This window comes from Haloarcula sp. H-GB4 (assembly GCF_030848575.1).
Lineage (GTDB): Archaea > Halobacteriota > Halobacteria > Halobacteriales > Haloarculaceae > Haloarcula.
Window position 1 is genome coordinate 839,163 of record NZ_JAVDDX010000002.1, and the last position, 24,405, is coordinate 863,567.

27 protein-coding genes are annotated in these 24,405 nt (G+C 63.2%); 17 read left to right on the top strand and 10 right to left on the bottom strand.

Translation table 11 applies throughout. The features are described from left to right. From cheA to RBH20_RS12850, 7 genes are all read left to right on the top strand, one after another. Nucleotides 1-1,995 (top strand): chemotaxis protein CheA, encoded by a 1,995-nt coding sequence (cheA, locus tag RBH20_RS12820; RefSeq protein WP_306709167.1) that lies wholly within the window; start codon nucleotides 1-3, stop codon nucleotides 1,993-1,995. Beyond that, nucleotides 1,992-2,801, top strand: coding sequence for a protein-glutamate O-methyltransferase CheR (locus RBH20_RS12825; protein ID WP_306709169.1), 810 nt, complete (start codon nucleotides 1,992-1,994; stop codon nucleotides 2,799-2,801). Before cheA ends, RBH20_RS12825 begins: the two co-directional genes overlap by 4 nt. 6 nt (nucleotides 2,802-2,807) lie before the next feature. Then, complete coding sequence (locus RBH20_RS12830; RefSeq protein ID WP_306709171.1) at nucleotides 2,808-4,040, top strand: HEAT repeat domain-containing protein; 1,233 nt, start codon at nucleotides 2,808-2,810, stop codon at nucleotides 4,038-4,040. A gap of 59 nt (nucleotides 4,041-4,099) precedes the next feature. Continuing rightward, nucleotides 4,100-4,963, top strand: a complete 864-nt coding sequence (locus RBH20_RS12835; RefSeq protein WP_306709173.1) for a CheF family chemotaxis protein — start codon at nucleotides 4,100-4,102, stop codon at nucleotides 4,961-4,963. A 66-nt stretch (nucleotides 4,964-5,029) separates the two neighbouring features. Beyond that, the gene (locus RBH20_RS12840; protein ID WP_007189320.1) at nucleotides 5,030-5,419 is read left to right on the top strand and encodes a 30S ribosomal protein S6e; all 390 of its coding nucleotides are present in this window, start codon (nucleotides 5,030-5,032) and stop codon (nucleotides 5,417-5,419) included. Between the two features lie 5 nt (nucleotides 5,420-5,424). Further along, nucleotides 5,425-5,853 (top strand): hypothetical protein, encoded by a 429-nt coding sequence (locus RBH20_RS12845; RefSeq protein WP_306709176.1) that lies wholly within the window; start codon nucleotides 5,425-5,427, stop codon nucleotides 5,851-5,853. A gap of 99 nt (nucleotides 5,854-5,952) precedes the next feature. Next, a complete protein-coding gene (locus tag RBH20_RS12850) occupies nucleotides 5,953-6,831 on the top strand; it encodes a CheF family chemotaxis protein (RefSeq protein ID WP_306709178.1) in 879 nt (292 codons plus the stop codon). Nucleotides 6,832-6,856: 25 nt separating this feature from the next. On the opposite strand, the gene RBH20_RS12855 is transcribed toward RBH20_RS12850, so the two are convergent. Beyond that, entirely contained in the window at nucleotides 6,857-7,279 is a 423-nt protein-coding gene (locus tag RBH20_RS12855; RefSeq protein ID WP_306709180.1) for a dCTP deaminase, read from the bottom strand. Between the two features lie 104 nt (nucleotides 7,280-7,383). Between RBH20_RS12855 and RBH20_RS12860 the strand changes: the two genes are divergently transcribed. Next, nucleotides 7,384-7,815: a DUF5807 family protein gene (locus RBH20_RS12860; protein WP_306709182.1), complete on the top strand. Its 432-nt coding sequence runs from the start codon at nucleotides 7,384-7,386 to the stop codon at nucleotides 7,813-7,815. A gap of 1 nt (nucleotide 7,816) precedes the next feature. On the opposite strand, the gene RBH20_RS12865 is transcribed toward RBH20_RS12860, so the two are convergent. From RBH20_RS12865 to RBH20_RS12875, 3 genes are all read right to left on the bottom strand, one after another. Next, entirely contained in the window at nucleotides 7,817-8,254 is a 438-nt protein-coding gene (locus tag RBH20_RS12865; RefSeq protein WP_306709184.1) for a hypothetical protein, read from the bottom strand. Between the two features lie 79 nt (nucleotides 8,255-8,333). After that, entirely contained in the window at nucleotides 8,334-9,425 is a 1,092-nt protein-coding gene (locus RBH20_RS12870; protein ID WP_306709186.1) for a DHH family phosphoesterase, read from the bottom strand. 43 nt (nucleotides 9,426-9,468) lie between these two features. After that, nucleotides 9,469-9,933, bottom strand: coding sequence for a universal stress protein (locus RBH20_RS12875; protein WP_170096931.1), 465 nt, complete (start codon nucleotides 9,931-9,933; stop codon nucleotides 9,469-9,471). A 124-nt stretch (nucleotides 9,934-10,057) separates the two neighbouring features. Here RBH20_RS12875 and RBH20_RS12880 point away from each other — a divergent pair, with 124 nt between their 5' ends. Then, on the top strand, nucleotides 10,058-10,498 hold the full coding sequence (locus tag RBH20_RS12880; RefSeq protein WP_306709188.1) for a universal stress protein: 441 nt from the start codon (nucleotides 10,058-10,060) through the stop codon (nucleotides 10,496-10,498). On the opposite strand, the gene RBH20_RS12885 is transcribed toward RBH20_RS12880, so the two are convergent. Then, nucleotides 10,495-11,016, bottom strand: a complete 522-nt coding sequence (locus RBH20_RS12885) for a GNAT family N-acetyltransferase (protein WP_306709190.1) — start codon at nucleotides 11,014-11,016, stop codon at nucleotides 10,495-10,497. The two genes, RBH20_RS12880 and RBH20_RS12885, sit on opposite strands and share 4 nt — an antisense overlap. Continuing rightward, complete coding sequence (locus RBH20_RS12890; RefSeq protein WP_306709192.1) at nucleotides 11,013-11,384, bottom strand: universal stress protein; 372 nt, start codon at nucleotides 11,382-11,384, stop codon at nucleotides 11,013-11,015. Before RBH20_RS12890 ends, RBH20_RS12885 begins: the two co-directional genes overlap by 4 nt. Before the next feature lie 115 nt (nucleotides 11,385-11,499). On the opposite strand from RBH20_RS12890, the gene RBH20_RS12895 reads away from it, so the two are divergent. Continuing rightward, a complete protein-coding gene (locus tag RBH20_RS12895) occupies nucleotides 11,500-12,228 on the top strand; it encodes a DUF5806 family protein (RefSeq protein ID WP_306709194.1) in 729 nt (242 codons plus the stop codon). Nucleotides 12,229-12,239: 11 nt separating this feature from the next. After that, complete coding sequence (locus RBH20_RS12900; RefSeq protein ID WP_306709196.1) at nucleotides 12,240-12,665, top strand: hypothetical protein; 426 nt, start codon at nucleotides 12,240-12,242, stop codon at nucleotides 12,663-12,665. A gap of 33 nt (nucleotides 12,666-12,698) precedes the next feature. Here the strand turns inward: RBH20_RS12900 and RBH20_RS12905 are convergent, their stop codons facing one another. Beyond that, nucleotides 12,699-13,217: a hypothetical protein gene (locus RBH20_RS12905; protein WP_306709199.1), complete on the bottom strand. Its 519-nt coding sequence runs from the start codon at nucleotides 13,215-13,217 to the stop codon at nucleotides 12,699-12,701. Between the two features lie 86 nt (nucleotides 13,218-13,303). Here RBH20_RS12905 and RBH20_RS12910 point away from each other — a divergent pair, with 86 nt between their 5' ends. From RBH20_RS12910 to RBH20_RS12930, 5 genes are all read left to right on the top strand, one after another. After that, nucleotides 13,304-15,976 carry an ABC transporter ATP-binding protein gene (locus RBH20_RS12910; protein ID WP_306709201.1) on the top strand — a complete coding sequence of 891 codons (2,673 nt, stop codon included), beginning with the start codon at nucleotides 13,304-13,306 and terminating at the stop codon, nucleotides 15,974-15,976. Between the two features lie 97 nt (nucleotides 15,977-16,073). Next, nucleotides 16,074-17,819, top strand: a complete 1,746-nt coding sequence (locus RBH20_RS12915; RefSeq protein WP_306709202.1) for an ABC transporter substrate-binding protein — start codon at nucleotides 16,074-16,076, stop codon at nucleotides 17,817-17,819. 20 nt (nucleotides 17,820-17,839) lie between these two features. After that, complete coding sequence (locus tag RBH20_RS12920) at nucleotides 17,840-18,922, top strand: ABC transporter permease (RefSeq protein WP_306709203.1); 1,083 nt, start codon at nucleotides 17,840-17,842, stop codon at nucleotides 18,920-18,922. After that, nucleotides 18,919-19,848, top strand: a complete 930-nt coding sequence (locus RBH20_RS12925) for an ABC transporter permease (RefSeq protein WP_306709205.1) — start codon at nucleotides 18,919-18,921, stop codon at nucleotides 19,846-19,848. Before RBH20_RS12920 ends, RBH20_RS12925 begins: the two co-directional genes overlap by 4 nt. Beyond that, entirely contained in the window at nucleotides 19,848-20,213 is a 366-nt protein-coding gene (locus tag RBH20_RS12930; protein WP_306709207.1) for a hypothetical protein, read from the top strand. The genes RBH20_RS12925 and RBH20_RS12930 overlap by 1 nt, the downstream gene beginning before the upstream one ends. Here RBH20_RS12930 and RBH20_RS12935 read toward each other — a convergent pair. Further along, on the bottom strand, nucleotides 20,205-21,536 hold the full coding sequence (locus RBH20_RS12935) for a dihydroorotase (RefSeq protein WP_306709208.1): 1,332 nt from the start codon (nucleotides 21,534-21,536) through the stop codon (nucleotides 20,205-20,207). The two genes, RBH20_RS12930 and RBH20_RS12935, sit on opposite strands and share 9 nt — an antisense overlap. 24 nt (nucleotides 21,537-21,560) lie before the next feature. Next, nucleotides 21,561-22,244: a lipoate--protein ligase family protein gene (locus RBH20_RS12940; RefSeq protein WP_306710459.1), complete on the bottom strand. Its 684-nt coding sequence runs from the start codon at nucleotides 22,242-22,244 to the stop codon at nucleotides 21,561-21,563. Nucleotides 22,245-22,790: 546 nt separating this feature from the next. On the opposite strand from RBH20_RS12940, the gene RBH20_RS12945 reads away from it, so the two are divergent. After that, nucleotides 22,791-23,645 carry a hypothetical protein gene (locus RBH20_RS12945; RefSeq protein WP_306709210.1) on the top strand — a complete coding sequence of 285 codons (855 nt, stop codon included), beginning with the start codon at nucleotides 22,791-22,793 and terminating at the stop codon, nucleotides 23,643-23,645. Nucleotides 23,646-23,713: 68 nt separating this feature from the next. On the opposite strand, the gene RBH20_RS12950 is transcribed toward RBH20_RS12945, so the two are convergent. Then, nucleotides 23,714-24,286, bottom strand: a complete 573-nt coding sequence (locus RBH20_RS12950; protein ID WP_306709212.1) for a cysteine hydrolase family protein — start codon at nucleotides 24,284-24,286, stop codon at nucleotides 23,714-23,716. Nucleotides 24,287-24,405 lie beyond the last annotated feature (119 nt).

Consider the following 24,405-nt stretch of genomic DNA (forward strand, 5'->3'; position numbering starts at 1 on the left):
ATGGACGACCAGTATCTAGACGCATTCATCCGTGAAAGTGAAGAAGCGATTACCGAACTCAACAACTCACTGCTCGAACTCGAGTCCGACCCCTCCAACACGGAGGCAATGGATTCGATCTTCCGGACAGCCCACACGCTGAAGGGCAACTTCGGGGCGATGGGCTTTGACAACGCAGCGAATCTCGCGCACGCGATGGAGGACTTGCTCGACGAGATGCGCCAGGGCGAGATGGAGGTTACGCCGGATCTGATGGACCTCGTCTTCGCCGGCGTCGACCAGATAGAGGTCATCGTCGGAGAGATCGAAGAGCACGGCGAATCGGGGACGGAGACCGACGAGATGGTCGAGGAACTCCGAGCTGTCCTCGAAGAGGGGGCCGCCGCCGCGGGCGACACCGAAACGACAGACGACAGCGACTCGTCAGACAGCGACGAGTCGCTCACCACGGATGCGGGCGTCAGTGATGCTGACATTGACGGTGATGCCGTCGGCGAGCGGGTCCTGCAGGCCGAGATCAGTGTCGGGGAGTCAGATATGCTCGGCGTCGACTCGATGCTGGCCGTCGAATCCATCGAGGGGCGGTTCGATATTCTCGATTCGAGTCCGAGCCGTGCCGATATCGAGGACGGTGAGTTCGAGGACACGTTCGTCCTGTATCTCGACGGCCCCGACGCGGCGACTGTTGACGCCGAACTCGGTACGACTGGAAAGGTCGACAGTTTCGACGTAACCGACGTGACCGATGAGCTGGTAAGCGACACAGACACCGGCTCCAATGCTGCCGACGATAGCGGGTCGAGCTCGGATTCGGATTCGGGTTCCGACCCAGAGGCCGAAGAAGAAGAACACAGCGTCGACGAGATCAAGTCCGTCCGCGTGGACGTGGACCAGCTTGACGACCTCCACGGGCTCGTCGAGCAACTGGTCACGAGCCGAATCAAGCTCCGGCGTGGCGTCGAGAAAGACGACCTCGATTCCACCGGCGAGACGCTGAACGAACTGGACAAGATTACGGCGAATCTCCAGAACACAGTGATGGATATGCGGCTCATCCCGCTGAAGAAAGTCGTCGGGAAGTTCCCGCGGCTCGTCCGGGACCTCGCGCGCGAACTCGACAAAGACATCGAGTTCGAAATCGAGGGCGAGGATATCGAGCTCGACCGAACCATCCTCACCGAGATTTCGGACCCGCTGATGCACATCCTGCGGAACTCGGTCGACCACGGGATCGAGTCACCCGAGGAGCGCGAACAGGCGGGCAAGCCACGTACCGGTCACATCACGCTCCGGGCTTCCCGGGAGCGCGACCACGTTATCATCGAAGTCGAGGACGACGGGGCCGGGCTTGATGTGCAAGGGATCAGAGAGAAGGCAATCGAGAAGGGCGTCCGCTCGCCAGAGGAACTGGACGCGATGGACGACTCCGCAGTGTATGACCTCGTGTTCCATCCTGGCTTCTCGACGGCCGACGAGGTGACCGACACTAGCGGGCGTGGCGTCGGAATGGACGTCGTCCACGACACGGTCTCCCAACTCGATGGGTCAGTCAGCGTTGACTCCGAACCGGGTGAAGGAACGACTGTCTCACTGCGCCTGCCGGTGACGATGGCGATCGTCAAGGTGCTGTTCGTCAAGGTCGGCGGCGAGGAGTACGGTGTCCCGATCAAGAACGTCGACGAGATTACCGGGACGGAGGAGGCAAAGCAGGTCAACGGCCAGGAGGTCATCAAGCACAACGACGAGATCTACCCGGTCATCCACCTCGACGACACCTTCGACATCGAGGGCGAGACGGCCAACGGCGACGGGATGCTCGTCCGCATACGCGAGTCCGAGCGCCAGGTCGCGCTCCACTGTGACTCGGTCAACAGCCAAGAAGAGGTCGTCGTCAAGCCCCTAGAGGGGATCCTCTCGGGAACACCCGGCCTCTCGGGCACGGCCGTCCTGGGCGACGGGAACATCGTCCACATCCTTGACGTGGTGACGCTATGAACAAAGGCAGCGAGCGGACCTTCAACGACCTTGTGGAGTTCATCGGCGAAAAGATGGACTTCGAGTCGGGCTTTTACAACGACTCGTACCTCGACCGCCGCATTACCGCGCGGATGCGTCGGACCGACACCGAGGACTACCAGTCCTACCAGCGACTGCTGGAGCGCGACGACGGCGAGCGCGAGCAGTTGCTCGATTCGCTGTCGATCAACGTCACCAGCTTCTTCCGGAACCCAGAGGCGTGGGAGCGGTTGCGGCCAGTCCTCCAAGAACTCACGGAGAACAACCGTCGCGTCAGGCTCTGGTCGGCCCCGAGTGCCGACGGCCGCGAGCCGTATTCGGCGGCGATGCTGGCACTCGACGACCCCGAGATTGACGCCCGCCGGGTCGAGATCACGGCGACAGACATCAACGCCGACATCCTCGAAGAGGCCCGTGACGGGACCTACGCGACCTCCCAGACGACCGACATCGCTGATGAACTGGAACCGCTGGACGATTACACGAAGTACATCGAACAAGACGGCGACACGTTTCAGGTTCGGGACCGGGTCAAAGAGATGGTCACGTTCGAGCAACACGATCTCATCCGGGGCGACCCCAAGCGCGATTTCGACCTCGTGTTCTGCCGGAACCTCCTCATCTACATCGATTCGGAGTTCAAGGTCCCGATCTTCGAAACGATCCGCGGGTCACTCCGCGAGGACGGCTATCTCATGATCGGTATGACCGAGACACTGCCCGCGGAGTGCCGAGATTCCTTCGACGCGGTTGACAAACGACACCGCATCTACCGGCGTGTGTAGCGACCTATGAGCCTCTACGAACTGGAACGGGACGGCAAGGCACAGGAACTCATCCGCCTCCTCAGAGAGAGCGACAACGAACGGGTCAAGACCCGTGCCGCGGAGCTACTGGGGAACTTCGAGGACCACGACGACCGGCGCGACGTTGTCAATGCCCTCGTGGACGCGACCCAGAGCGACAGCGACGCGATCACCGGCGCGGCTATCGACTCACTTGATGAACTCGGTGACGACGCGATCACGCAACTTATCGGGAGTATGGCCGGCGTCGACCTCGAAGACGACGCCGCCGACTGGGTGAAGGCGAAGGCGTATATGCAGGTGCTCGACGCCGAAATCCCGGAACTCCGGATGGCAGCGGCAAACGGCCTCGGAAACCTAGACCAGGCCGACGCGGTCCCGAAGCTCGCAGAGCGCTTCGAGGACTCTGATCCGCGAGTACGGGCGCGAGCGGCCCGGTCGGCCGGGAAGATCGGCGACTCGCGGGCAACGACGCCGCTGGAGTCAGTCTTGTCGGACCCAAAAGCTGGCGTCAGGCGCGAGGCGGCGGACGCGCTGGGGAATATCGGGAACCGACAGGCGCTTCAGGCGTTGTTGCCGCTGTACGAGGATGACGACGAGCGAGTCCGGCGCATCGCCGTTGGGGCGTTCGGGAACTTCGGCAACGACCGGCCGGTCGACTATCTCATCGAAGCCCTTTCAGACGAGTCGGCTGCCGTCCGACGAACGGCCGTCTACTCGCTCATCGAACTCCTGTCGAACGTCCCGACCGACCAGAGCCACCAGATACGCGATACCGTCGTCGAGAAGCTCTCGAATACGGATGACCGGAGCGTCGTCGTGCCGCTGGTCGAAATTCTCGAAGAGAGCACGCAGGCCGCCCAGCGGCGTAACACTGCTTGGATGCTCGGACGGGTCACCAGCCAGGAAGAGCGTGACCGCGTCATCGAATCACTGGTCGACGCACTCAGCGACGACGACCAGATGCTCCGGCAGTTCGCCGCCACCAGTCTCGCCGAACTCGGCGACGATGACAACATGGTGGAACGGCGGCTACTCAAAATCGTGCAGGACGACGGCGTTGACCCCGATATCCGGGGACAAGCTATCTTCACCCTTGGGAAAGTTGGGAGCGAGCGCTCCCGGAAGACGCTGGATAAACTCATCGACGAGACCGAACACGACGTGGTCAGGAAGAAGGCCTTCTCGGCCATCTCGAAGCTCGGTGGCCGCGGATGAGTCAGCCGAGTGGATTAAGACGTGGCGGTGCGTACACCAGAGCGATAGCTGGCTAACCGATGAGCGACGGAGAACACGCACTGGTCGATACGAAGGGGAAGTTCGTTCAGGTCGTCTCGGACGGGCGCAAGCGAAACGACATCGAGTGGCTACCCGGTCGAATTTTGCTCTCGAACAAGCGGCTCGTCCTCGCGACCAGCGAGGGCAAACGGACCATCCCACTATCGAAAGTCAGCAGCGTCACGGCCAGCCAGATGAACCAGCCACTCGCACAGGTGGACAACTACATCAAGGTGCAGGCCGGCCGGAACGTGACGCTCATCTCGGCAAAGAAGGCCGAGGAGTTTCAGGAAAAACTCTACAGCACATTACTCGACCAGACCGTCGTCCTCGTCAACCATCCCGCAGTCAAGGGTGGCGTTGTTCAGGACGGCGGCTGGGAGAAGGGGCGGCTCAAGCTCGACGGCGACTGCATCAATCTGGCCATCGCCAGCGGCACGTTCGTCGAACTGGACATCGACGACGTTGGGACCGTCGAGGCAAAGGAGAAGACGATCCGCAGCGACGAGCGACCGCTGCTAGAGGTCGAACACACCATCGAAGGGACCAGCGTCGAAACCCACATCTCGGGGACACCCCGGCACGTCTCGCTCATCGAGGGGCTCGTCCGGCAGGGCGAGCAGCGCAACATCGCCGACGACGTGGAGCTTTCCGACAAGGAGACGCAGGTGCTGATGGCGCTGTACTCCGGTATCTCGCCGTTCAAGATTCCGGAGTTCGTCGACATGGAGATTGAAGAAGTCGAAGCCGTATATGACCGGTTGATGGAGTCCGATATCCTCGAGCCGGTCCGGACACGCCGGGAGGTCCAGCTTGAGGCCCGCGGTCGCTCAATCGCGAGCGATGCGATGGCCGACCAGTAACCGAGACGGTGTGACCGAGACGGACGGTTCGACGCGTTTTTGAAGCGCGGTTGATTGAGAACAGGTATGGCAGAATTCACGGTCGCTGTCTCCGACCCGGAGGACGGCCACACCTACCAGATCGACGTTGACGGACAGGACGCAAACCGCTTCATCGGCCGCGAGCTCGGCGACGAGGTCGACGGCGGCGCTGTTGGCCTTGATGGCTACTCGCTTGAACTGACCGGCGGCTCGGACACCTCCGGCCGACCGATGCGACCCGACGTTCGTGGCGTCACGACGAAAGAAATCATGTCCGATGGCGGCGTCGGCTTCGAGCCGACCACCGACGGCGAGCGCAAGCGGATCACCGTTCGTGGCCGCGAGGTCAGCGACGACACGCGCCAGATCAACGCGAAGATTACGGCCCGCGGCAGCGACGACGTGGCCGACCTCCTCGGCGACGACGACGAGTAAGTCACGTGCCGGACCGCGTTCCCAGTGACCACGAAACCGTCGAGACGCATCGCGTTCCCGTCGAGTCGGTCGGCCGAACCGACCGACCGCGAGTTGTACTCCCGGACGAACTCGATTTCGACGACGGAGACACCGTTCGCCTCGCAATTGACGGCGACTGGTACCACGCCGTCGTCGAGACGAATCTCGACGGCGAGCCGGTGATCTCACACGTTGCCGACAACCGCCGACTGGCCCGCGAACGAGACGGAACAAACCGCCTCGCGGAGTGGGTTGCCGATAGTGATGTCTCGCTTGGCGGGTCAGCACATCTCGACGTGGTCACCGACGGAACCGAGTACGGCCTCCGAACGCCGGGCAAGCGCGTCGTCTATACAGCGACTGGCGGCCCGGATTCCTCGCTGTCAGATATTGCTCGGAACCTCGACAACTGACGCTGTTGGCCCCATTCTCCTGAGCGAATCCGATTTTTGCTGTTGATACTCGCGCGAAACGCTCAATATCAGTGCTGATGTACATCGGGTAACGGACGAATGTCGGAATCAGTGATTGCGGATTTCGTCGGCAAATTCAACTCCGAAGTGGCCGGTCGGGGCGACCCTATCAGAGGTCGGATCGTCCTCTCGCAGAAGCGACTGGTACTGGCTGCAAGCGAGGACGACAAGCTGACCATCCCACTGGATTCGATTTTCGACATCGCCATCGGGCAGGTCCCACCCGATCTGGGCGATTTCTTCGACTCGACAGTGACCATTGCCTTCGAGCGCAAAGGAAAGCGACTCGTCGCAGCTATCGAAGCTGGCGACGAGAAAATCGAGAAGTTCGGCACGGTACTGTTCAAAGCCGTCATCAACGGTACCGAAACGACGGTCAAGGAACGCGCCCGCGTCGGTGGTCGCGTCACCGACGAGTCGTTCAAAACGGCGAAGCTATTCCTCACGCCCGGAAACGTCGAGTTCCGACGCAGCGACGGGTCGTTCAACGTCGACCTGAAGACAGTGTCGGACTTCGACCGGAATACGCGGGAAATTAACGGCAAAGGCCGGCCGGTACTGACGGTCCGACACATGAAAGACGGGACAGCCATGACGACGCTGGCCGCGATGGCGTCGAACCGCAAGATGTCTATCCTCGGGCGCTATCTCCGCCGCGAGTACGCCGAGCTCATGGAGGAGCTCAAAGACGTCGAACTCACGAAGGACAAGAAGGAGGTGCTGGTCGCGATGTACTCGACCGGCGACATGGACGGGATGCCGCTTGCGAGTATTCTTGGCAAGGATTCCTCACAGGTGTCGATGATTCTTCAGGACCTCTCGGCCGACGGCCTCGTACAAGACGGCTCCGACGGGCCGACGCTCACGCCGACTGGCAAGGTCGTCGCCAGCCGCCACCTCGAAGACGTGAACGCCTAATAACAGGGCGCTACCGCTCGTCGTCTTACTCCTCGGCTCCGACAATCGTACTAACTCTGGCGTTTTCCTTGAGCTTCAACCCCGCGCCGCCGACAGATAGTGGCACGCGCGGGAGCGCGCCAACGTGCAGTGTCGGGTGAGTCGCCCCGCGTTCGAGCAGTTCCGTCCGCGGCTGGAGCGTCACCGTCGCCTCGCCGGTCAGCGACTCGTTGTACTCGATAAGATACTGGCCGGCCCGCAGCGTCCACCACTCGTAGTCGTCGTCCGGGTTCCGCTTTTCACTTGTATGGGGAACCACTTCGGCCGCATCAAGCTCGCCGCCGCCGAAGTCGATCCGTCCCGGTTCGATGACCTCATACACCGCTGCGACGGTGAGGTCGAACCCTGGGCTGTCAGTCTGGGTCGGTTCGTGGACGATGTCCGTGACGTACTGGGCGAAGTCGGTCATGTACGACTGTATGCTGCGGGTGTGCGTAAAAGTGAGGCTAGAACGGGACAGTGACATGCGGGAGGAACGCGGCACTTTTGCCCGGCGAGTGACTCCCTCTCTGCATGACCAAACACACGGAGTTTCTGTCGGGCGAGCGGCCTGAAGACGTGCTGTTCTTCCTCCATGAGGACGCCGTCTCGAACCCGGGTGCGCTGGCCGAGTACGCCGACGAAGTCGAGGACGGGCACGTTCTCGTCCTGCCGGGCGATGACGGCCGGAGTGCGTTCCAGTCGGCGACAGGCATCGACCCGATGGGACTGGCCCAAGAGGCGATGGGTACGGAGGGGGACATCGACGACGACCTGACCAACGCGGTCTGTCCGGTCGCCGAGGAGGAACCGGACAGTGACCACACGACCCGCTTTGTCTTCGCCTTCGCCGAAGAACAAAACGAGGACGTGGGCGACCTCTACGCTGAGGGCGACGTGGTCCACGCCTACGCGGTGTGTGCCTGTGGGGAACGGTACAGCGATAAGTGGGTCGTCGGGGAGTAGCTTACAGCAGGAACGGCTCGGCAAGTCTGACGAGCAGTGCCTTCGGGAGTCCTGTTACTGGACTACCGCCATGTGAATATGGCACCCCAACCTCGTTGCGGGTGACGCCGTGGCGGAGGTGCTGGATACCGTCGAGGAGGAACCAACAGCCGAGGAGTGCCCCCAAGACAACGACCCACGTTGGGCCAGCGGCCGCAACCGTGTACGCCACGAACCCGAACACGAGGAGCCCGAACACCACGTGGTCGGCGTAGTCGCCGACAGCGACCTGAGCGGCGTCGGCGGCGAGCCAGACACAGAAGGCCATCGCCGCCACGGCTACGGCGTACCGTACCGACCCATCGAGGACCAGCAGCGTCGCGCCGACAGCGACGGTGCTTCCGAGTCGCTGTCGGACGGCTGTCTCGCGCCAGATTCGAGTATGGAGGGACTCGGGCATCACCCGACAGTGACGACGGAGAAATAAATCAACGTTGTGTCAGGCGACAATACACCGTCCACGTCGCTCGCGGGTCGGTCTATCGGTCGGTATCGACGCCTTCCGCTTCTTCCTCAGGCAACCGCCGGAACGCATCGACAATGGCCTGTTTCGCAACGGCCCCTTGCGTCGTCCAGTGGTGGGCGTAGTCCATCATGTCGTCGTAGATGTCGGGCTTGCAGCCCGCGGCTTTCGGGTGGCCGCCGCCGTTGACCTGCTGTGCGACCTCGTGGGCGCGCTCAAAGCTGTCCGTTCCGCGGATCGAGGCGGAACCGGCGGGCTTGACGATGACGGCGGCGTCCGCGCCCTGCTCGCGGAGGGCTTCGGCGACCTCGTTCTGCGAGCAGCGGCCGTAGGTGACGCCAACCGTCCACTCGCCTACGTCGCGGAGTTCGGCCCGGTCGACAGCCTTCTCGATGAGTGCCTCCTTCTCGACGCGCTTCTCCTCAAGGAACTCATGGAACTCCGGCGAGAGGTCGGGTCCGTGGTCACGGACCGCCTCGATATACTCCTCGGGTTCGCTCCAGTACGAGAGGTCTGCGAGGTCGTCGCTGCGGGGGTCGTCACGGATCCAGAGGTCGTGGTCGCGGGTGACGGCAGCGAGGTCGGCCCACTGCTCGTCGAAGTCGTAGTCGAGTTCCGACAGCGCCACGTCGGCGGTACACACTTCCTCAGAGTCGCCAACGGTGCGTTCGACGCCGGCCGCGTCCACATCGTCGGCAAGGTCGTCGGGCCACTGGTGGTGGTCGAACCAGACGACCCGTTCGGTGGTGTCGACTAGTGAATCGAGCGGGGCGATGTCGGACTCGCGGTCGGGACAGAGGTCACAGATGAAGACGGTCGCATCGGGACCGGCGTACTCGGCGGTCCATTCGAGCGCTTCCGTGAGTTCGTGCGGGCCCGCAGGCAGGAGCGCGCCCTCGCCATGGGCCTCGCGGATCAGCGCGGTACAGGCCAGTCCGTCAGCGTCGGGGTCGGCGATAACGATGACGCTAGCGTCTTGCAGTGTCTCAGCGGCCTCGGCTTCGGCTTGCTCTTCCTCGTAGGAATCCGGAATAAAGAACCCCTCACCGGGGAGTACAGATTTGCGGCCGATAGAGAGGCGGTCGTCGTCGATGAGCCAATCGTCCATGCCACAGCAAGCGGGCGGGGCGTCAAGAAGTCGTCGGGTTCCGTTACACGTCCTCGCGCTCGGGGTTGGGCTCGCCTTCGAGCTGGCGGACCGTCAGCAGCGGCATCGGAGCCTCCCGGACGAGTTCCTCTGCGACGCTGCCCAGCAGGTAGCCGTGTTCGCCGTGGCGGCCGCGGGTTCCGCTGACGATGACATCGGCGTCGTGTTCCACTGCGTACGTACAGATCTCGTCGGCCGGGTCGCCCTCCCGAACAGCAGTGACGAGTTCCTCGTCTGCCTCGGCGTCGGCGGCCTCCAGAATGAACGAGAGGGCGCGGCCGCCAGTGGTCGCCAGCGCGCGCTCCAGCGCCTCGCGAACCTCTTCGGGAGTCGTCTCAACCTCGCCGGTGTCGACGACGTACAGCCCATGGACAGTTGCGTCGAAGCGCGCTGCCAGGTCCAGCGCCGCCTCGACGGCCCGCTCTGCGCTGCCGGAGCCGTCCGTGGCGATGACCACCGTATCGAACATACACCACGCATCGAAGCCGCGACTAAATACACTGTTGGTCACGGCGAGGGACTCACCGGATGACACGACGCCGCCGGCTCGAACCCCGGTGGATTTTTGCCGGCCGGGGTCACAGTGGCGAGTGATGGATATCGACCTCGTACTCGCGCCGGTCGACGGCAGCGACCAGTCGGAACGAGCGGCCGAGTACGCGATCGCCGTTGCGGAGCGGTATGACGCCGACCTCCACCTGCTGTTCGTCATTGACGAACGACTCCACCAGGATATCGACAGCGGCGACGTGAGCGCGACCGCGATCGCCGAGGAGCACCAGGCGTTCACCGAGAGTATCCGAGAACGGTTCCGCGACGCCCACGACGGCGCGTTCGAAACGTCGTCCGCGACCGCGTTCTCCGAGACACGGCTGATGCAGACGCCGGGTAGCGTTGTCCTCGACGTGGCTGAGGACATCGACGCGGATTTCATCGTCGTCCCGCGCGAGGAAAGAAGCGAAGGCGAAAAAGCCGTCGGGCGCGCAGCGACCTACGTCATCGAGTACGCAAGCCAGCCAGTCCTCACCGTCTAAAGACGGATCCCCATCTCTATCTCGAAGCTCTCGGCGCTACTGATCTCGAACCCGACCTTCTCGTACAGCGATATCGCCGGATCGTTCCACCGCTCAACGGTGAGCCAGACGTGGCCGATACCTTCGGCCTGGCCGTACCCCAGCAGCGTCTCGACCAGCGCTGTCCCGATACCAGCACCCTGGTAGGCCTGTAACACGAAGATAGCGAGTTCGTGCTCGTCCTCGTTGTCTGGGACCAGCGTCGCGTGGCCAGCGACAGTGTCGTCGTGTTTGGCGACGACGTTGACACAGTCGCCGTCAAGGATTGTGTCGAGCCACTCGCGGATGGCGTCTTCTTTGACCGGCGGGATGCCCTGCGCCCGGTCGGCGGGGTCGAAGTCGAGATACATCTCGACGAGGCTCTCCGTGTCGGCGTCGTCCGCAGGGATGACGTCGATGGACCGGTCCTCGCGGTCGGTGATCGTCCGCGGTGGCTGCGGGAACGCTTCGGCGGGTTCATCTGGGTACGTGCGAGTCATCGGATGAGAGTCACCGGCGTCTGTGCGTTCAGGAGGACGAACTCGACGATGGGGCCGAGCTGTATCTTCCCGAGCGGCGAGCGGCCGCCGCCGCCGAGGACGATCCTATCGAACTCCTCGCTCTCGGCAATGTTCACCAGCTCACTTCCCGGCGAGGTGCCTTCGACACGGCGGAGCGGCGGCTCGAGCCCGCTTTCGTCGATATGCTCCTGTATCCGTTGCTGGACCGCTTCGATATCGGTGTCATTGTCTTCGTTGTCGAAGACAGCGACGGTCAGTTCGTCGCCCGTTTCGGCGACACGTTCGAGTGTTTCGGTCAGTGCCTGGTAGGACAGTTCGCTGCCCCCGACACCGAGCAGTATTTTCATAGTCGGGCCATGTATGGGAGCGGTAAAAAAGCCACCCGGCTGAACTGTCGGGAGAAGACCATGACAGCGGGGCGGCGGCGATACCCTTTTTCACCGCGGGCACGCATGCTCGGCTATGACTGAGGGCGCACCGCCGGACGAGACGGATGTCGAGGCGGCAGACGACAGATCGGCCGGAGACCAGTCGGACGACCCGGCGGCCGCGGATGACGGGGCCGACGACGGCACCACAGGGAGCGGCCCTGCTGACTCGGCCACTGAACAGACAGCACCGGCCGAGCAAGCCAGCGAGACGGCGGTGTCCGAAGCCAGTGACATCCCGTCCGACGTACAGAAGTACGACCGCTTCAAGAAAATCGAGGGCGGGACCTACGACCGCGCGAACGATTTCCTCCGGGACCGGACGTACATCACCGCCCGCGAGTGGGCCATCGCCCGCCTCTGTGCTGACTTCCGGACCGAAACGGGCGTCGAGATGACGAAAATCGGAGAAAACCTCCCAGAACTCGTCCCGTTCATGACGGACACGTACACGCCACAGGCGGTCAATCAGGCCCGCGCTGCCTTCGAAGACAAGGTCCGGAAGGCCGGCGCAACGTTCCTCTACGGTGCAATGTGTGACTTCTTCACCGCCGAGGACCTCGACGACGTGATGTACGAGGCCACCGAGGTCGCGAAGTTCCTCCTCGAAGTCGAGGGCGTCGATCTCGCCGTTGAGGACGAGATGGAGGCCGAAGACCGGATTTCCTCGGTGATGCGGGAAGTCCGCGAGCAGTCGGCGGCGCTGCGACACGACGAGGTGTGTTGTCCGGAGTGTGGCAATGAATTTCAGGTCGACGAGTAGCCACGGCTGAGATGGACGACATCGACCCTGACGCACAACCGTCGATGTCGGTCCACGAAGCGACACAGAAAGTGCTACGGACTGACTTGGCTATCGGTATCGGCGGAGCAGTGCTTGGCTACGCGGAGGCGGGGACAGCACTGGTCGACGTACTGGCGGTAGTCGTCGGGTTCGGACTCCTGACGGGGATCACGGTGGCTGTCGTCGAACACGACGCGGTCCCCGGCGTCTATCCGGAGGTCGCCGCACTGGCGTCGTTCATCGTGCTTTCCGGGGTTGTCGCCGGCCTCATGATGCTTTCCGAGGCGTCGGTGACGCTTGTACTCGCAGCCGTTCTCTCAGGCTTTGGCGTCGGTGTCATCGGCAATCGGGTGCTCTATGGCATCGCCTTCGACGTGCCGGCGTACCGATTGACCCGGGTGCGTGAGCAGTCATAGTCACGCAGTTGGTGCCCGGTCCTGAACTGGCGTTCAGTCGGGGAAGAACGGCTCGGGGTCCTCGTGGGTGACGGTAACCACCTCATCGTCGCTGAGCGGTCGGATATGCGAGTACAGTCCGTGGTCGGCGGCGACCTGCGAGAGGTCCGCGCGGTCAGTCTTGTCGTAGTACAGCGGCACGAGCACGGCGAGGTCGTCGCCACATTCCAGCGCGACAAGCAGGAACACCATCCCGTCGTCGGTCGCCCGAAACACCTCAGAGCGGTCGACGGTGCGGTCTTCGAGCGCGTCGGCGACCCGCCGGAACTCATCGCCCGGAACCACGACATCGAAGCCAAGCCGCCGTGTTTCGGGCTCGTACTGGCCGGTCTGTTCGGCCATCGTCCGCGGCTCGCCGGTCAGCACTGTTACGTCGCCGGGGTGGAGTTCGATGGCCTCGCGCCCGTCGTCGCGGTACTGTGTTGCCGTCGCAGTCATGTCCTCGATGACCTGCTCCCAGTGACCGACGACACGGTCGAAGGGGTTAGATTCGGGGTCGGCAGGGTCGTTCATACGTCGAGTGTGGCGGCGGCCGGGATAAATTGTTGGTGGGACAGTGGCACAACAGTTTTACTGGTATTTTGAGAAGAAGGGGACAGATGCGCGACCTCTTAACATTATCTGACCTCCGTACCCAGTTCGAGACGGACCGCGGAACCGTCAAAGCCGTCGACGGCATCGACCTCACCGTCAGGGAGGGGGAGACCGTCGGTCTGGTCGGCGAGTCCGGATCAGGGAAATCCGTCACAGCGTTATCGGCAATGGATATCGTCGACGAGCCCGGACACATCGCCGGCGGAGAGATCCGGTTCGGCGCACTTGAGACAGTCACACGGCTGTCCCGGCAGTATCCGAAAGCAGTACGGACAGCCGACGAGGGCAGTGGGTTCATCACCATCGACGCGGCGACGGTCGACCGGAGTCGGCTCCCTGCATCGCTTGAGACGACGGCTGATGACCGGACGCTGGCCAAGCAGTTCATTCGGGAAGCCCCGAAAAAGGCCCTCCCGGAGGCCGGTGACGCACCCGTCACGATTACCGACGGCTACGTCGATCTGACGGCAGCCCCGGAACGGGTGATGCGGGACATCCGCGGCGGCGACATGGGGATGATCTTCCAAGACCCGATGACCTCGCTGAACCCCGCGATAACGGTCGGCGAGCAGGTCGCGGAGAGCCTGCGCCTCCACCGCTACGGGAGCAAGCGAAACGACTCGTGGTTCAACGCCGTCCGTGAAATCACGCCCTCGATCAGCCGGGGCGGCGAGATGGATGAGGAGGTCCGGGCGGACGTTATCTCGCTGCTGGAGGAGGTTGGTATCCCGGAACCGTCCGACCGCGTCAACGAGTATCCTCACGAGTTCTCCGGCGGGATGCGCCAGCGCGTGCTCATCGCCATCGCGCTGGCGTGTCGCCCAAAGCTTCTCGTCGCCGACGAGCCGACGACGGCGCTCGACGTGACCATTCAGGCACAGATTCTCGACCTTATCGACGACCTCCAGGCGGACCTCGGGATGTCGGTGCTGTTCATCACGCACGACCTCGGCGTCGTCGCAGAGACCTGCGACCGCGTCGCCGTGATGTACGCCGGCGAGATCGTCGAGGAGGGGCCGGTCGAAGAAATCTTCAACAACCCATCACATCCATACACGTACACGCTGCTTGAATCGATACCAGGCGATGGGACAGAGCGGCTGACGCCGATCGAGGGGAACGTCCCCAGCCTCATCGACATGCCAAGTGGCTGCCATTTCGCCGACCGCTGTCCGTGGGCTGAGCCGGAGTGTCGCGAGGGCGAAATTCCGTACCTCCAGCACGGCCCGGACGACGTCACCCATCGCTCGAAGTGTATCCTCGAATCGTTCGATACGGACGAATACGGTACCGGCGATACCGGCGTTGCCGCGACGGAAACGACACGAACGGACAGACAGCTCATGGAGGTTGACGGGCTGAAAAAACACTTCTCGCGGGCCGACGACCTGCTGGACAAGTACGTCGGCCGCGAACCGGAGTCAGTCAAAGCCGTCGACGGCGTCTCGATGGACATCTACGAGGGCGAGACGCTGGGACTCGTCGGCGAGTCCGGCTGTGGGAAATCGACGACCGGGCGGACCATCCTCCGACTACTTGAACCGACAGACGGGAAGGTCGTTTTTGCCGGACAGGACCTTTCGGAGCTCGATAAAAGTGGTCTACGTGACGTCCGCCGGGACCTGCAGATGATCTTCCAGGACCCGATGTCCAGCCTCGACCCGCGGATGACCGTCGGCCAGACGATTATGGAGCCGCTGAAAATCCACGATCTCCCGGAGGACACCGGTGACGGCTCACGCCGCGAGCAACGGGTCGACCGTGTGGCTGACCTCATGGAGGCGGTGGGACTCGACACAGACCAGTACGACCGCTACCCGCACGAACTGTCAGGCGGACAGCGCCAGCGAGTCGGGATCGCCCGCGCGCTCGCCGTCGACCCCGACTTCATCGTCTGTGACGAACCCGTTTCAGCGCTTGACGTGAGCGTACAGGCCCAGATAATCAATCTCCTGGAGGACCTCCAGCACGAGTTCGGCCTGACGTATCTGTTCATCGCCCACGACCTGAGCGTGGTTCGCCACATCTGTGACCGTGTCGCGGTGATGTATCTCGGCGAGGTGGTCGAAGTCGCCGACACGCCGGACCTGTTCGCGGACCCGAAACATCCCTACACGCGGGCGCTCATGTCGGCGATCCCGGAACCGGACCCGACCGTGGAAGCCGACCGGATACTGCTGAAAGGTGATGTCCCGTCACCGATTGACCCACCGTCAGGCTGTCACTTCCGGACTCGCTGTCCCGAGGTCATCCCACCGGATATCGATATCGAGCAGGAGACGTACCGCGAGGTAATGGACTACCGGCAACGGGTCGAGGACGAGGCCATCGCCATCGATGCAGTCCGGGAGCAGGCCGGAAACGCCGACAGCGCCACAGCGGCGACGGACGGCGGCGCAGATCTCACCGAACAGCCAAGCGGCAGGGGACAGGTGTCGATGTCGGCGTTCAAACAGACGATGTTCGACCGGTTCTTCGAAACGAGCCTGACCGGAGAGAACCGCCGCGTCGTCGGGACGTCGATTGAGCATCTCGCGGACGAGGACTGGGACGCTGCCGCATCGGTGCTACAGGATCGATTCGAGAGCGTCTGTGAGACACAGCACCCTGCACTCCAGCCGGACTCCCATCCAGCAGCGTGCCACCTTTACGATCAGAGTGACGGAAGCGGTGACTGAATAATATTACTTAGCTGCACATAAGGCTCAGGAGATATATAACTGAATCATTGATCTATCCGGTACAATTATAATAGATCTGTTTGAAGAAAGTCCCATGTCATCCGGTGATTCTCTGGACAGACGGAGCTTCCTTACCGCGGCCGGCAGTGCCGCGGCAGCCGCAACGCTTGCAGGTTGTTCCGGCGACGGCGGTGATGGTAGCGGGACCGAAGGTGGAGACGGTGGCGACGGGACTGGTAGCGATGGGGGCGACGGTGGAAACGGGGGCGACGGCGGAAGCGATCAGACGCTCGTGTACGCCCGCGGTGACCACCCCGAGAACTACGACCCACAGCAGTCAACCAGCGGCGAGGTGGCAAAAGTCACCAACCAGGTGTTTGACACCCTCATCCAGTTCGCAGCCGGAAGCGGCGGCCAACTCGAAGACGCGCTCGCAACTGACTACACACTTGAGGGGAGTACCGCGACGCTGACGCTCCGACAGGGTGTGATGTTCCACAACGGCGAAGAGTTCACCGCGTCAGACTTCAAGGCGACCTGGCAGCGGTTCACCCAGAGCGACTACGAGTACTACCTCGGCGATGATACCCGGTCGGGGTACGGTCCGTTCACGCTTGGCGACTGGATCGAAAGCGTCGACGCGAGTCAGGACTACGAGCTGACGATCGAGCTTACACAGCAGTTTGCGCCGTTCCTGCGGAACCTCGCGATGTTCGCCTCGGCAGTCCTCTCGAAAGCCCAGATCGAGTCACTGGGCGACAGTCAAGCCGACCTCGGAAGTGAACCTGCAGGTACTGGGGCCTTCCAGTTCGATACGCTCGACAACCCGAACGAGCGCATCCGACTGACGGCCAACAACGACTACTGGGGTGACGGCCCGAACGTCGGGACGGTCATTTTCAAGACCATCACCGAAAACAGCACGCGGGTGCAGGACGTCATAAACGGGGCCTCACACATCACAGACAACCTCGATTCCTCCGGATTCCAGCGCGCCGAGGAAAGCGGAACGGCGACCCTGTTGCGGAAGGACGGCATCAACCACGGCTACATGGCGATGAACATGGCCCGGTTCGAGCCGTTCCGGAACCAGCAGGTCCGCCAGGCCATCGCCCACGCCGTCAACACCGAGGCCATCGTCAACCAGATCTACCAGGGCTTTGCAACGCAGGCCTCCCAGCCGCTCCCGCCGGACGTGCTCGGGCACAACGACGACCTCGATCCGTATCCGACGGACAAGGAGAAGGCCCAGTCGATGCTCGAAGAGGCGGGTTACGGCGACGGCTTCGAGTTCGAACTCGCGACGTTCTCGAACCCCCGCGGATACAACCCCAGTCCGGTCAACACGGCGAACCAAGTGAAGTCAGACCTAGAGGAAATCGGTCTGACGGTCAACATCAACCAGTTCTCCAACTTCGGGCCGTATCTGGACTACACGTCGGCCGGGAAACACGACGCCTGTTTCCTCGGCTGGTACACCGATAACGCCGACCCGGACAACTTCCTGTACGTCCTACTGGACCCGCAGGTCGAGATGGACGCCGTCCCCGACGGGCAGGACTGGGTCAGTTTCGACGCCGACGGGTACAACACCCTCAACGTCTCCGGATGGGCCAACACGGACTACATGGAACTCGTCCGGGAAGCCCAGAAGACCTACGCGGAGGGCGACCGCGAGACGATGTACGAGGAAGCCAGCCAGATAGCCTACGACGAGTCCCCGTGGGTGTTCCTCGACTACGCCGAGACGCTTCGGGCAGTCAACGAGACTGTCGTCGAGGACTCCTACACGATCAGCTCTGTCGGTGGCCCGTATCTTAACACAGTCGAGCTGCAGTAGCGCTTCAAGAGAACTTTCGAATGAACTGGACACAGTTTCTTTTCAAGCTGGCCGAGCCGGTGGTACCGCCACGGTTCGTCATCAAGCGGCTGCTGTTGCTCATCCCGGTGCTGTTCGGCGTGGCGTCGGTCGTCTTCGCGATTCTCCACCTGGCCCCGGGCGACCCGGCTATCATTATCGCTGGCCAGCGAGCGTCAGCCGAACAGCTAGAACAAATACGTGTTGAGCTGGGACTTCGGCGGCCGCTCTGGGAACAGTACCTGAGCTTCCTGTGGGACGCGGCACGATTCGACTTCGGCCAGTCCTACAGCATCAGCCGCGGGAACAGCGTCCGATCGGTCATCTCGGACCGACTCCCGATCACGCTCGAACTCGCGATTTACGGCCAAGCAGCGGGCATCCTGCTTGGACTGCCACTGGGCATCATCTCCGCGGTCAAGCAAGACTCACTGACGGACCACGTCACTCGGATCGGAGCGCTGACTGGTATCTCGGTCCCAATATTCTGGTCCGGACCGCTGCTCATCTTGCTGTTCTCGACGTATCTTGATGTGTTCCCGACCAGTGGCCGCATCAAATCGACGCTGTTCCTGCCCGACACTTGGATGCTGTTCGGTCGTGAACTGCCCCTGACCGGGATGATAACGCTCGATACGATCCTGCTTGGAAACACTGAGGCGTTCCTCTCGGCGGCGCATCACCTGTTCCTGCCGGCGGTGGTCATCGGCGTCTACTCGACAGCGCTCATCTCGCGGATGATGCGGTCCTCGATGCTCGAAGTCATCCGTCAGGACTACATCCGGACCGCGCGGGCGAAAGGGCAGGGCGCGAAGATCACGCTGATGAAACACGGCTTCCGGAACGCGCTGATTCCGGTCGTCACCGTCATCGGGATCCAGTTCGGCACGTTGCTGGGCGGGGCAGTCCTGACCGAAACCGTGTTCGGTATCAACGGGATGGGGCTGACCATCGTCAACGCTATCGGCGTCTCTGACTACCCGGTAGTTCAGGGAACGGTTCTCACCTTCGCCCTGCTGTTCACGCTTGTGAACCTCCTCGTCGATGTCACCTACAGTTATCTTGACCCACGGATCCAACAATGAGTACGGACACCGAGACACGGGGGACGCTGGGACGCCTGCGGGCGTCCCCGTTCCTCGCCGACCTGCTGACGAACCGCCTCGCCGTCGTCGGGCTGACGATCATCCTCAGTATGGCCGCCGTCGCCATCTACGCCCGCGTGACATACGATGTCGGCGCACTTGCCAGCTCACAGCTCGGGACCGAAATCGCTGACCGCGCACCGCCCGGCTGGCTCGGTCCCGCGCCCGCGAACCAGCAGTTGTTCGGCACAGACGCGGCGGCACGTGACATCTACAAGCGGAGTCTGTACGGTGCGTGGCTGGCCCTGAAATTCGGGACGATCACGGTCGGGACCTCAACGACCGTGGGTGTCGGACTGGGCATTATTGCAGCATACTACGGCGACGTGACCGACAACGTCATCATGCGGACGATGGACGTGCTGCTGGCGTTCCCGCCGCTGTTGCTCGCACTCGCGCTGGTCGCCATTTTCCCGCGAGATCTTGGACTCTGGCGGGCCGTGGCGGCGCTCGTGCTGGTGTACACGCCGCGGTTCGCTCGAGTCGTTCGGGGAGCCGCACTCAAAGTGCTTGAAGACGAGTACGTCGACGCCACGGTCGCGCTTGGCGCGACTGATCCGCGAGTTCTCATCCGGCATATCCTACCGAATACGCTCGCGCCGATTACCGTCCAGTCCACGCTGAACTTCGGACTCGCCATCATCGACCTCGCTGCACTGTCGTTTCTTGGGTTCGGTGCACAGGCAGGGTCGCCATCGTGGGGACTGATGCTTTCCCGCGGTGTCGAGAACGGCCTCCTGACCGGCGAGTGGTGGCTCTCCTTCTTCCCGGGGCTGTTCCTCGCTATCACCGTGCTCGGGTTCAATCTGCTCGGTGACGGGATGCGCGACGCGCTCGATCCGCGGATGCGCGACGCGGTTGACTGATGGCCCAGCGCGGTTCCCCACCGCGGCTCCGGCAGTACGTCGCGGTCCGGGCGCGACTGGTTGGGAGCGGGCTAGTCGTCGGCCTCCTGCTTGGTGGCCTCGGAATGGTGGGCTGGACGCTCTACACCGGTGATGCACGGTCGAGTGAAGCGACGGTGTTCGCCCTCGGCGCACTGGTGTTCGGCTTTGGCCTGCTGGGCTGGTCCGGGTCGATACTCGCCGGCCGCGGCATCGAAGCCATGCAGGAACACATGGACACACGAAGCAACTGGACCGAGCGCGACTCGCGGCGGGCAATGGCCCGGCTCTGTGGCGGTGGCGGCGGGATAATGGTGGGGACGTCCGTCGTCGCGACGTTATTCTAGCCGCTCGCTGTCCGCACCGCGGACATTCTCGCCCTGATGGTCGTAGAACACGTCCTCTTGAGCAGTGCTATCGTCAGCTTCCAGCACGTCGCCGCGCTCGTAGACGACCGTGCCCCGGACCATCGTCCATTCAGGGAACACCGCATCATGGCCCTCGAACGGCGTCCAGTCGCATTTCGAGTGGAGCGTCGCACCGCTGATCGCGCTCGTCTCGGTCGTGTCGACGAGCACGAGGTCAGCGTCCTTGCCGGCTTCGATAGCCCCCTTCTGTGGGATGTCGAACACGTCGGCCGGGTTGCGTGCAGTGAGGTCCCGAACGCGCTCGTAGGTGAGCCCGCTGTCCGGGTCACAAGCTTCAGCCAGTAGGAGCGGGAGGACCGTCTCGACACCGGGGACGCCCGACGGCGCGTCCCAGATACTGGCGTCTTTCTCTTCACGGGTGTGTGGCGCGTGGTCCGTTGCGATCATATCGACGGTCCCGTCGACGACGCGCTCGTAGAGCTTTTGGCGGCGTTTTTCGCGGCGCAGAGGCGGGTTCATCCGCCCGAACGTCCCCAGATCTGAGAGATCTCGCCGCGAGAGCAACAGGTGATGTGGCGTCACCTCGGTCGTCATCCCGGCCTCACTGGCGATGTCGACGCCCTCTGGCGTGGACGTGTGGGCGATGTGTATCGTCGCATCGTGTTTCTGCGCGACTGTACAGGCCCGCTCGACGGCCTCCGCTTCGGCCTTTGCGGTCCGGAACGCGCTCCAAGCGTCGGCGTCGTCACGGGCCCGGGCATCGTCGTTGAAGTAGTCAGCGTCCTCGGCGTGGACGGTGACCGGCACGTCGTTGTCGGTGGCAGCCTCCAGTGCGTCGGCAAACAGGTCGGCCTCGATACCCATGTCGCCGGTTGAGTCCGCGAGGAACACTTCGCCGAGTGCGAACAGCCGACGGCGAAGGAGGACGTTCGGAATCCAGTCGGCCGTGACGCCACCGTTGATACCCCAGTCGACGACGGAATCGGCAGCGAACTCGGCCTTCTGGTCGAACGACTCCCCGTCGATGGTCGGTGGGTCGGTGTTTGGCTGGTCGACGACAGCCGTGACGCCGCCGGCCGCCGCCGACCGGGACCCACTCTCCCACGTCTCCTTGTGCGGGTAGCCAGGCTGGCGGAAGTGAACGTGCGCGTCGATCATCCCCGGAAACAGTCGCTTGCCGGTCGCTTCGATGACATGCTGGTCGGACGCGTCGAGGTCGCGTCCGACTTCGACGATTGACTCGCCACGCACACGGACGTCGCGCTGACGACCGTCCGGTAGCGTCGCGTTACGGATGAGCATACGCCCAGTCGGCCGGGCGCACCCCTAAGTCTCTCGGATAGTGCCCACCGAGACGTCGCGGCCGTCAGCCAGTGACCGCTCCAGCGCTGCGATGACCCGTTCGGGGTCGTCGGTTCCCCCAGCGTTGGCGATGCTCCCGACGCTCTGGGGGTCGAAGGGGACATCAAGCGCCTCGTAAATCGGGGCCAGCACCTCGGCGATAGCCACGTGGTCCCGAGCGACGACAATGCCGCCGACAACAGCGACGGACTGGCGGACGCGCTGGGCGAGCCCCGCGATTTTACCGTCGGCCTGAATCGAGTGGCTCCCCGGACAGAACGCGGCGTCCGGTTCCCCGGTCCGAGCGGTGATGCCGCAGTCGTCAAGCGCGCGCTGCACAGTGGCTTTGGCCCACTCGTAGCGGTCATCGATAGTCCCTCGCGGGTCCTCGGTCGGGACAGCGAGGGAGAACGAGACAGTCGACCCAGTGTAGGCGACAGCGCGACCCCCAACGGCGCGCTCGATGACAGTGTACCCCCGGTCGCGAGCGGCCCGGCACGCTCGGTCGTAGCCGTCGCTGTTCGCGTCACGGCGGCCGAACGCGACCTGTCTGTGCGGTCGCCAGACTCGCAGGGCTGGCTCGCGGTCTTCGGCGACCGTCTCGGCCATCTCGCGGGTCCGCTCGAAATCGGTTTCGGGGTCGGCGGCGCGGCCCCGTAGCAGGCGCATAGTCACACCGTACGGCCCCTTCGGATTAAATCGGTCGCCGGTCCAGCAGGTGACCCCACAGCGGTGGATAGCGAACAGGCGACACGTGACCGTCGCGGCGGGACGTGTCGCGCTCCCGCTGCCCCCGCCGCGGTCGTCGTCAGCGCACACGAAGCGATGGCCCCAGTATGGCTCTTGAACCCTCGGACGAACCAGGACGCAGTAACGAAACAGGCCATCGTGATGCCGTGTCACAAGTTGTCAGAAGCAGAGAGCGAATGAGACAGAGCAATCCAAAGCCAGGTTTGGTGTACCGCGCTCGAACTCTGTGAGAGCGCGGCTTTTTCGCCACCGAAAGACTCGCGAACTCGTCTTTCAAGCCTTGCTTCGTGGTTCGAGAGAGCTTCGCTCTCTCGTCATCACGAGGGGCGCTTGCGCCCCTCGAACGACTCCGCTCAGCAAGACCACGTTTTTCAAGGAGTGGTGGCGAGCATCGCGAGCCACCCGACGCAGAAAAAGGTGGTCTTGGACGACAGAGCCATACCGGTACACCCCTAATCGCCGTCGATGGCCGTCACGATACCGCGAGACGTGCTTGTCCAGTACTACCGGTTCTCCCTGTACAACTCGCCGTTCGACGCCCACGACGAGGGGTGTGCCATCGACCTCTACCCCGACGGCGAACGTGCACCGTCACCAGTCGCTGGCGAGGTCGTCGATACAAAGACGGTCCAGGCCCCGCCGAAGGCCTACGCCGCCGAGCACGATCACCTCATCGTGATCGATACTGGCGATACTGTGGCGCGGTTACTGCACGTCGACCCCGCTGTCGAACCCGGCGAGACAGTGGCCGTCGGCGACGACCTCGGAGCGCTGGTGCGGGCAGGCTTTTTCGCGCCGTGGGTCCCGAACCACATCCACCTCGGCTTCCGCGACCCTGATGCGAACCCCTACCGGGCGTCGGGGTCGCTGCCGGTCGACGTGGCCGTCGACGTGACGCCGCTGTCCTGGGACGGGACCGGGACCGTCGTCGACAGCGGCGAAACGTGGGCCCGACTTGACGAACCTGCCCATCCGGAACCCCGTGAATCCTTCGTTGGCATCGCCAACGATGTCGACGGCGACGGCTCAAGCGTTCTCGACGGCGGCTTGCCCCACTACTCGGGTGGTGGTCTGCTGAGTCATGATGGGGTCGAGGCCGCGGCCCTTGCAGGCCAACACGTCGGGACAGCCGACGGCCGAACGGTCGCATGGGACGACGTGACCGTGCTGGCGAACGGCAACCCGATAACCGGTATCGCGCTGTTCTGTGGCCGCGAGCGCTTCGGCGCGAAACTCGTTGGCGAGGGCATCGACCTCACCGTCGGCGACGAGGTACGGGTGACCATCGAGCGGGCCGCGGCCGTCGACGACGCCACGTAGCTAGACTATCGATAGCGCTCAGTGCAGGTCTGCTTCACCTGTTCATAGGCTGGGCCCTCGCCCATCCGTCAGGCGAACGTGAGGTCGTGGCGGTCAGTCAGTTCGCCGAATAGCCACTCCGCGTGATCCAGTGCGTACTCGCGGTGCTCGTCCTCGATGTAGCCGACGGCGTCCTCAACAAGCACTGGTCGGTAGTCTCGAAGGCCGGCACTGGACGCGGTGTGGAGTACGCAGACGTTCGCGAGCGTGCCACAGATGATCAAGTCCTTGACGCCGTGGGCGTCGAGCCACCCCTCCAGTTCCGTCTGGTAGAAGGCATCGTAGGTGTGCTTGACGACGATCAAGTCCTCGTCCTGTGGGTCAAGCTCGTCGACGAGTTCGGTCTCCCAGGAATCTTCAACGACGTGTTCGCCCCATCGGTCGAACTCATCGTAGTAGTGGGTGTCCTCGAACTGGTCGGGCGGATGCACGTCGCGGGTGAATACGACCTTCGCGCCAGCTTCACGGGCACGGTCGATGAGTTCGGCACAGGGCTCGATTGCTGCTTCGCTGTCCGGTGCGTAGAGGCTCCCGTCGGGGTGACAGAAGCCGTTCTGCATATCAACGACAATTATGGCGGTCTGCGCTGGGTCGAGTTCCATACGAGAACCTTGGCAGGGCGCGACTACGAAAGTTACTCTCACGGTGGGGTTCGGACGGCCCAAACAGACGCACAAAGTCCTTCTGGCCGACGAATGTGGTCACGATGAGCGTGTGACTT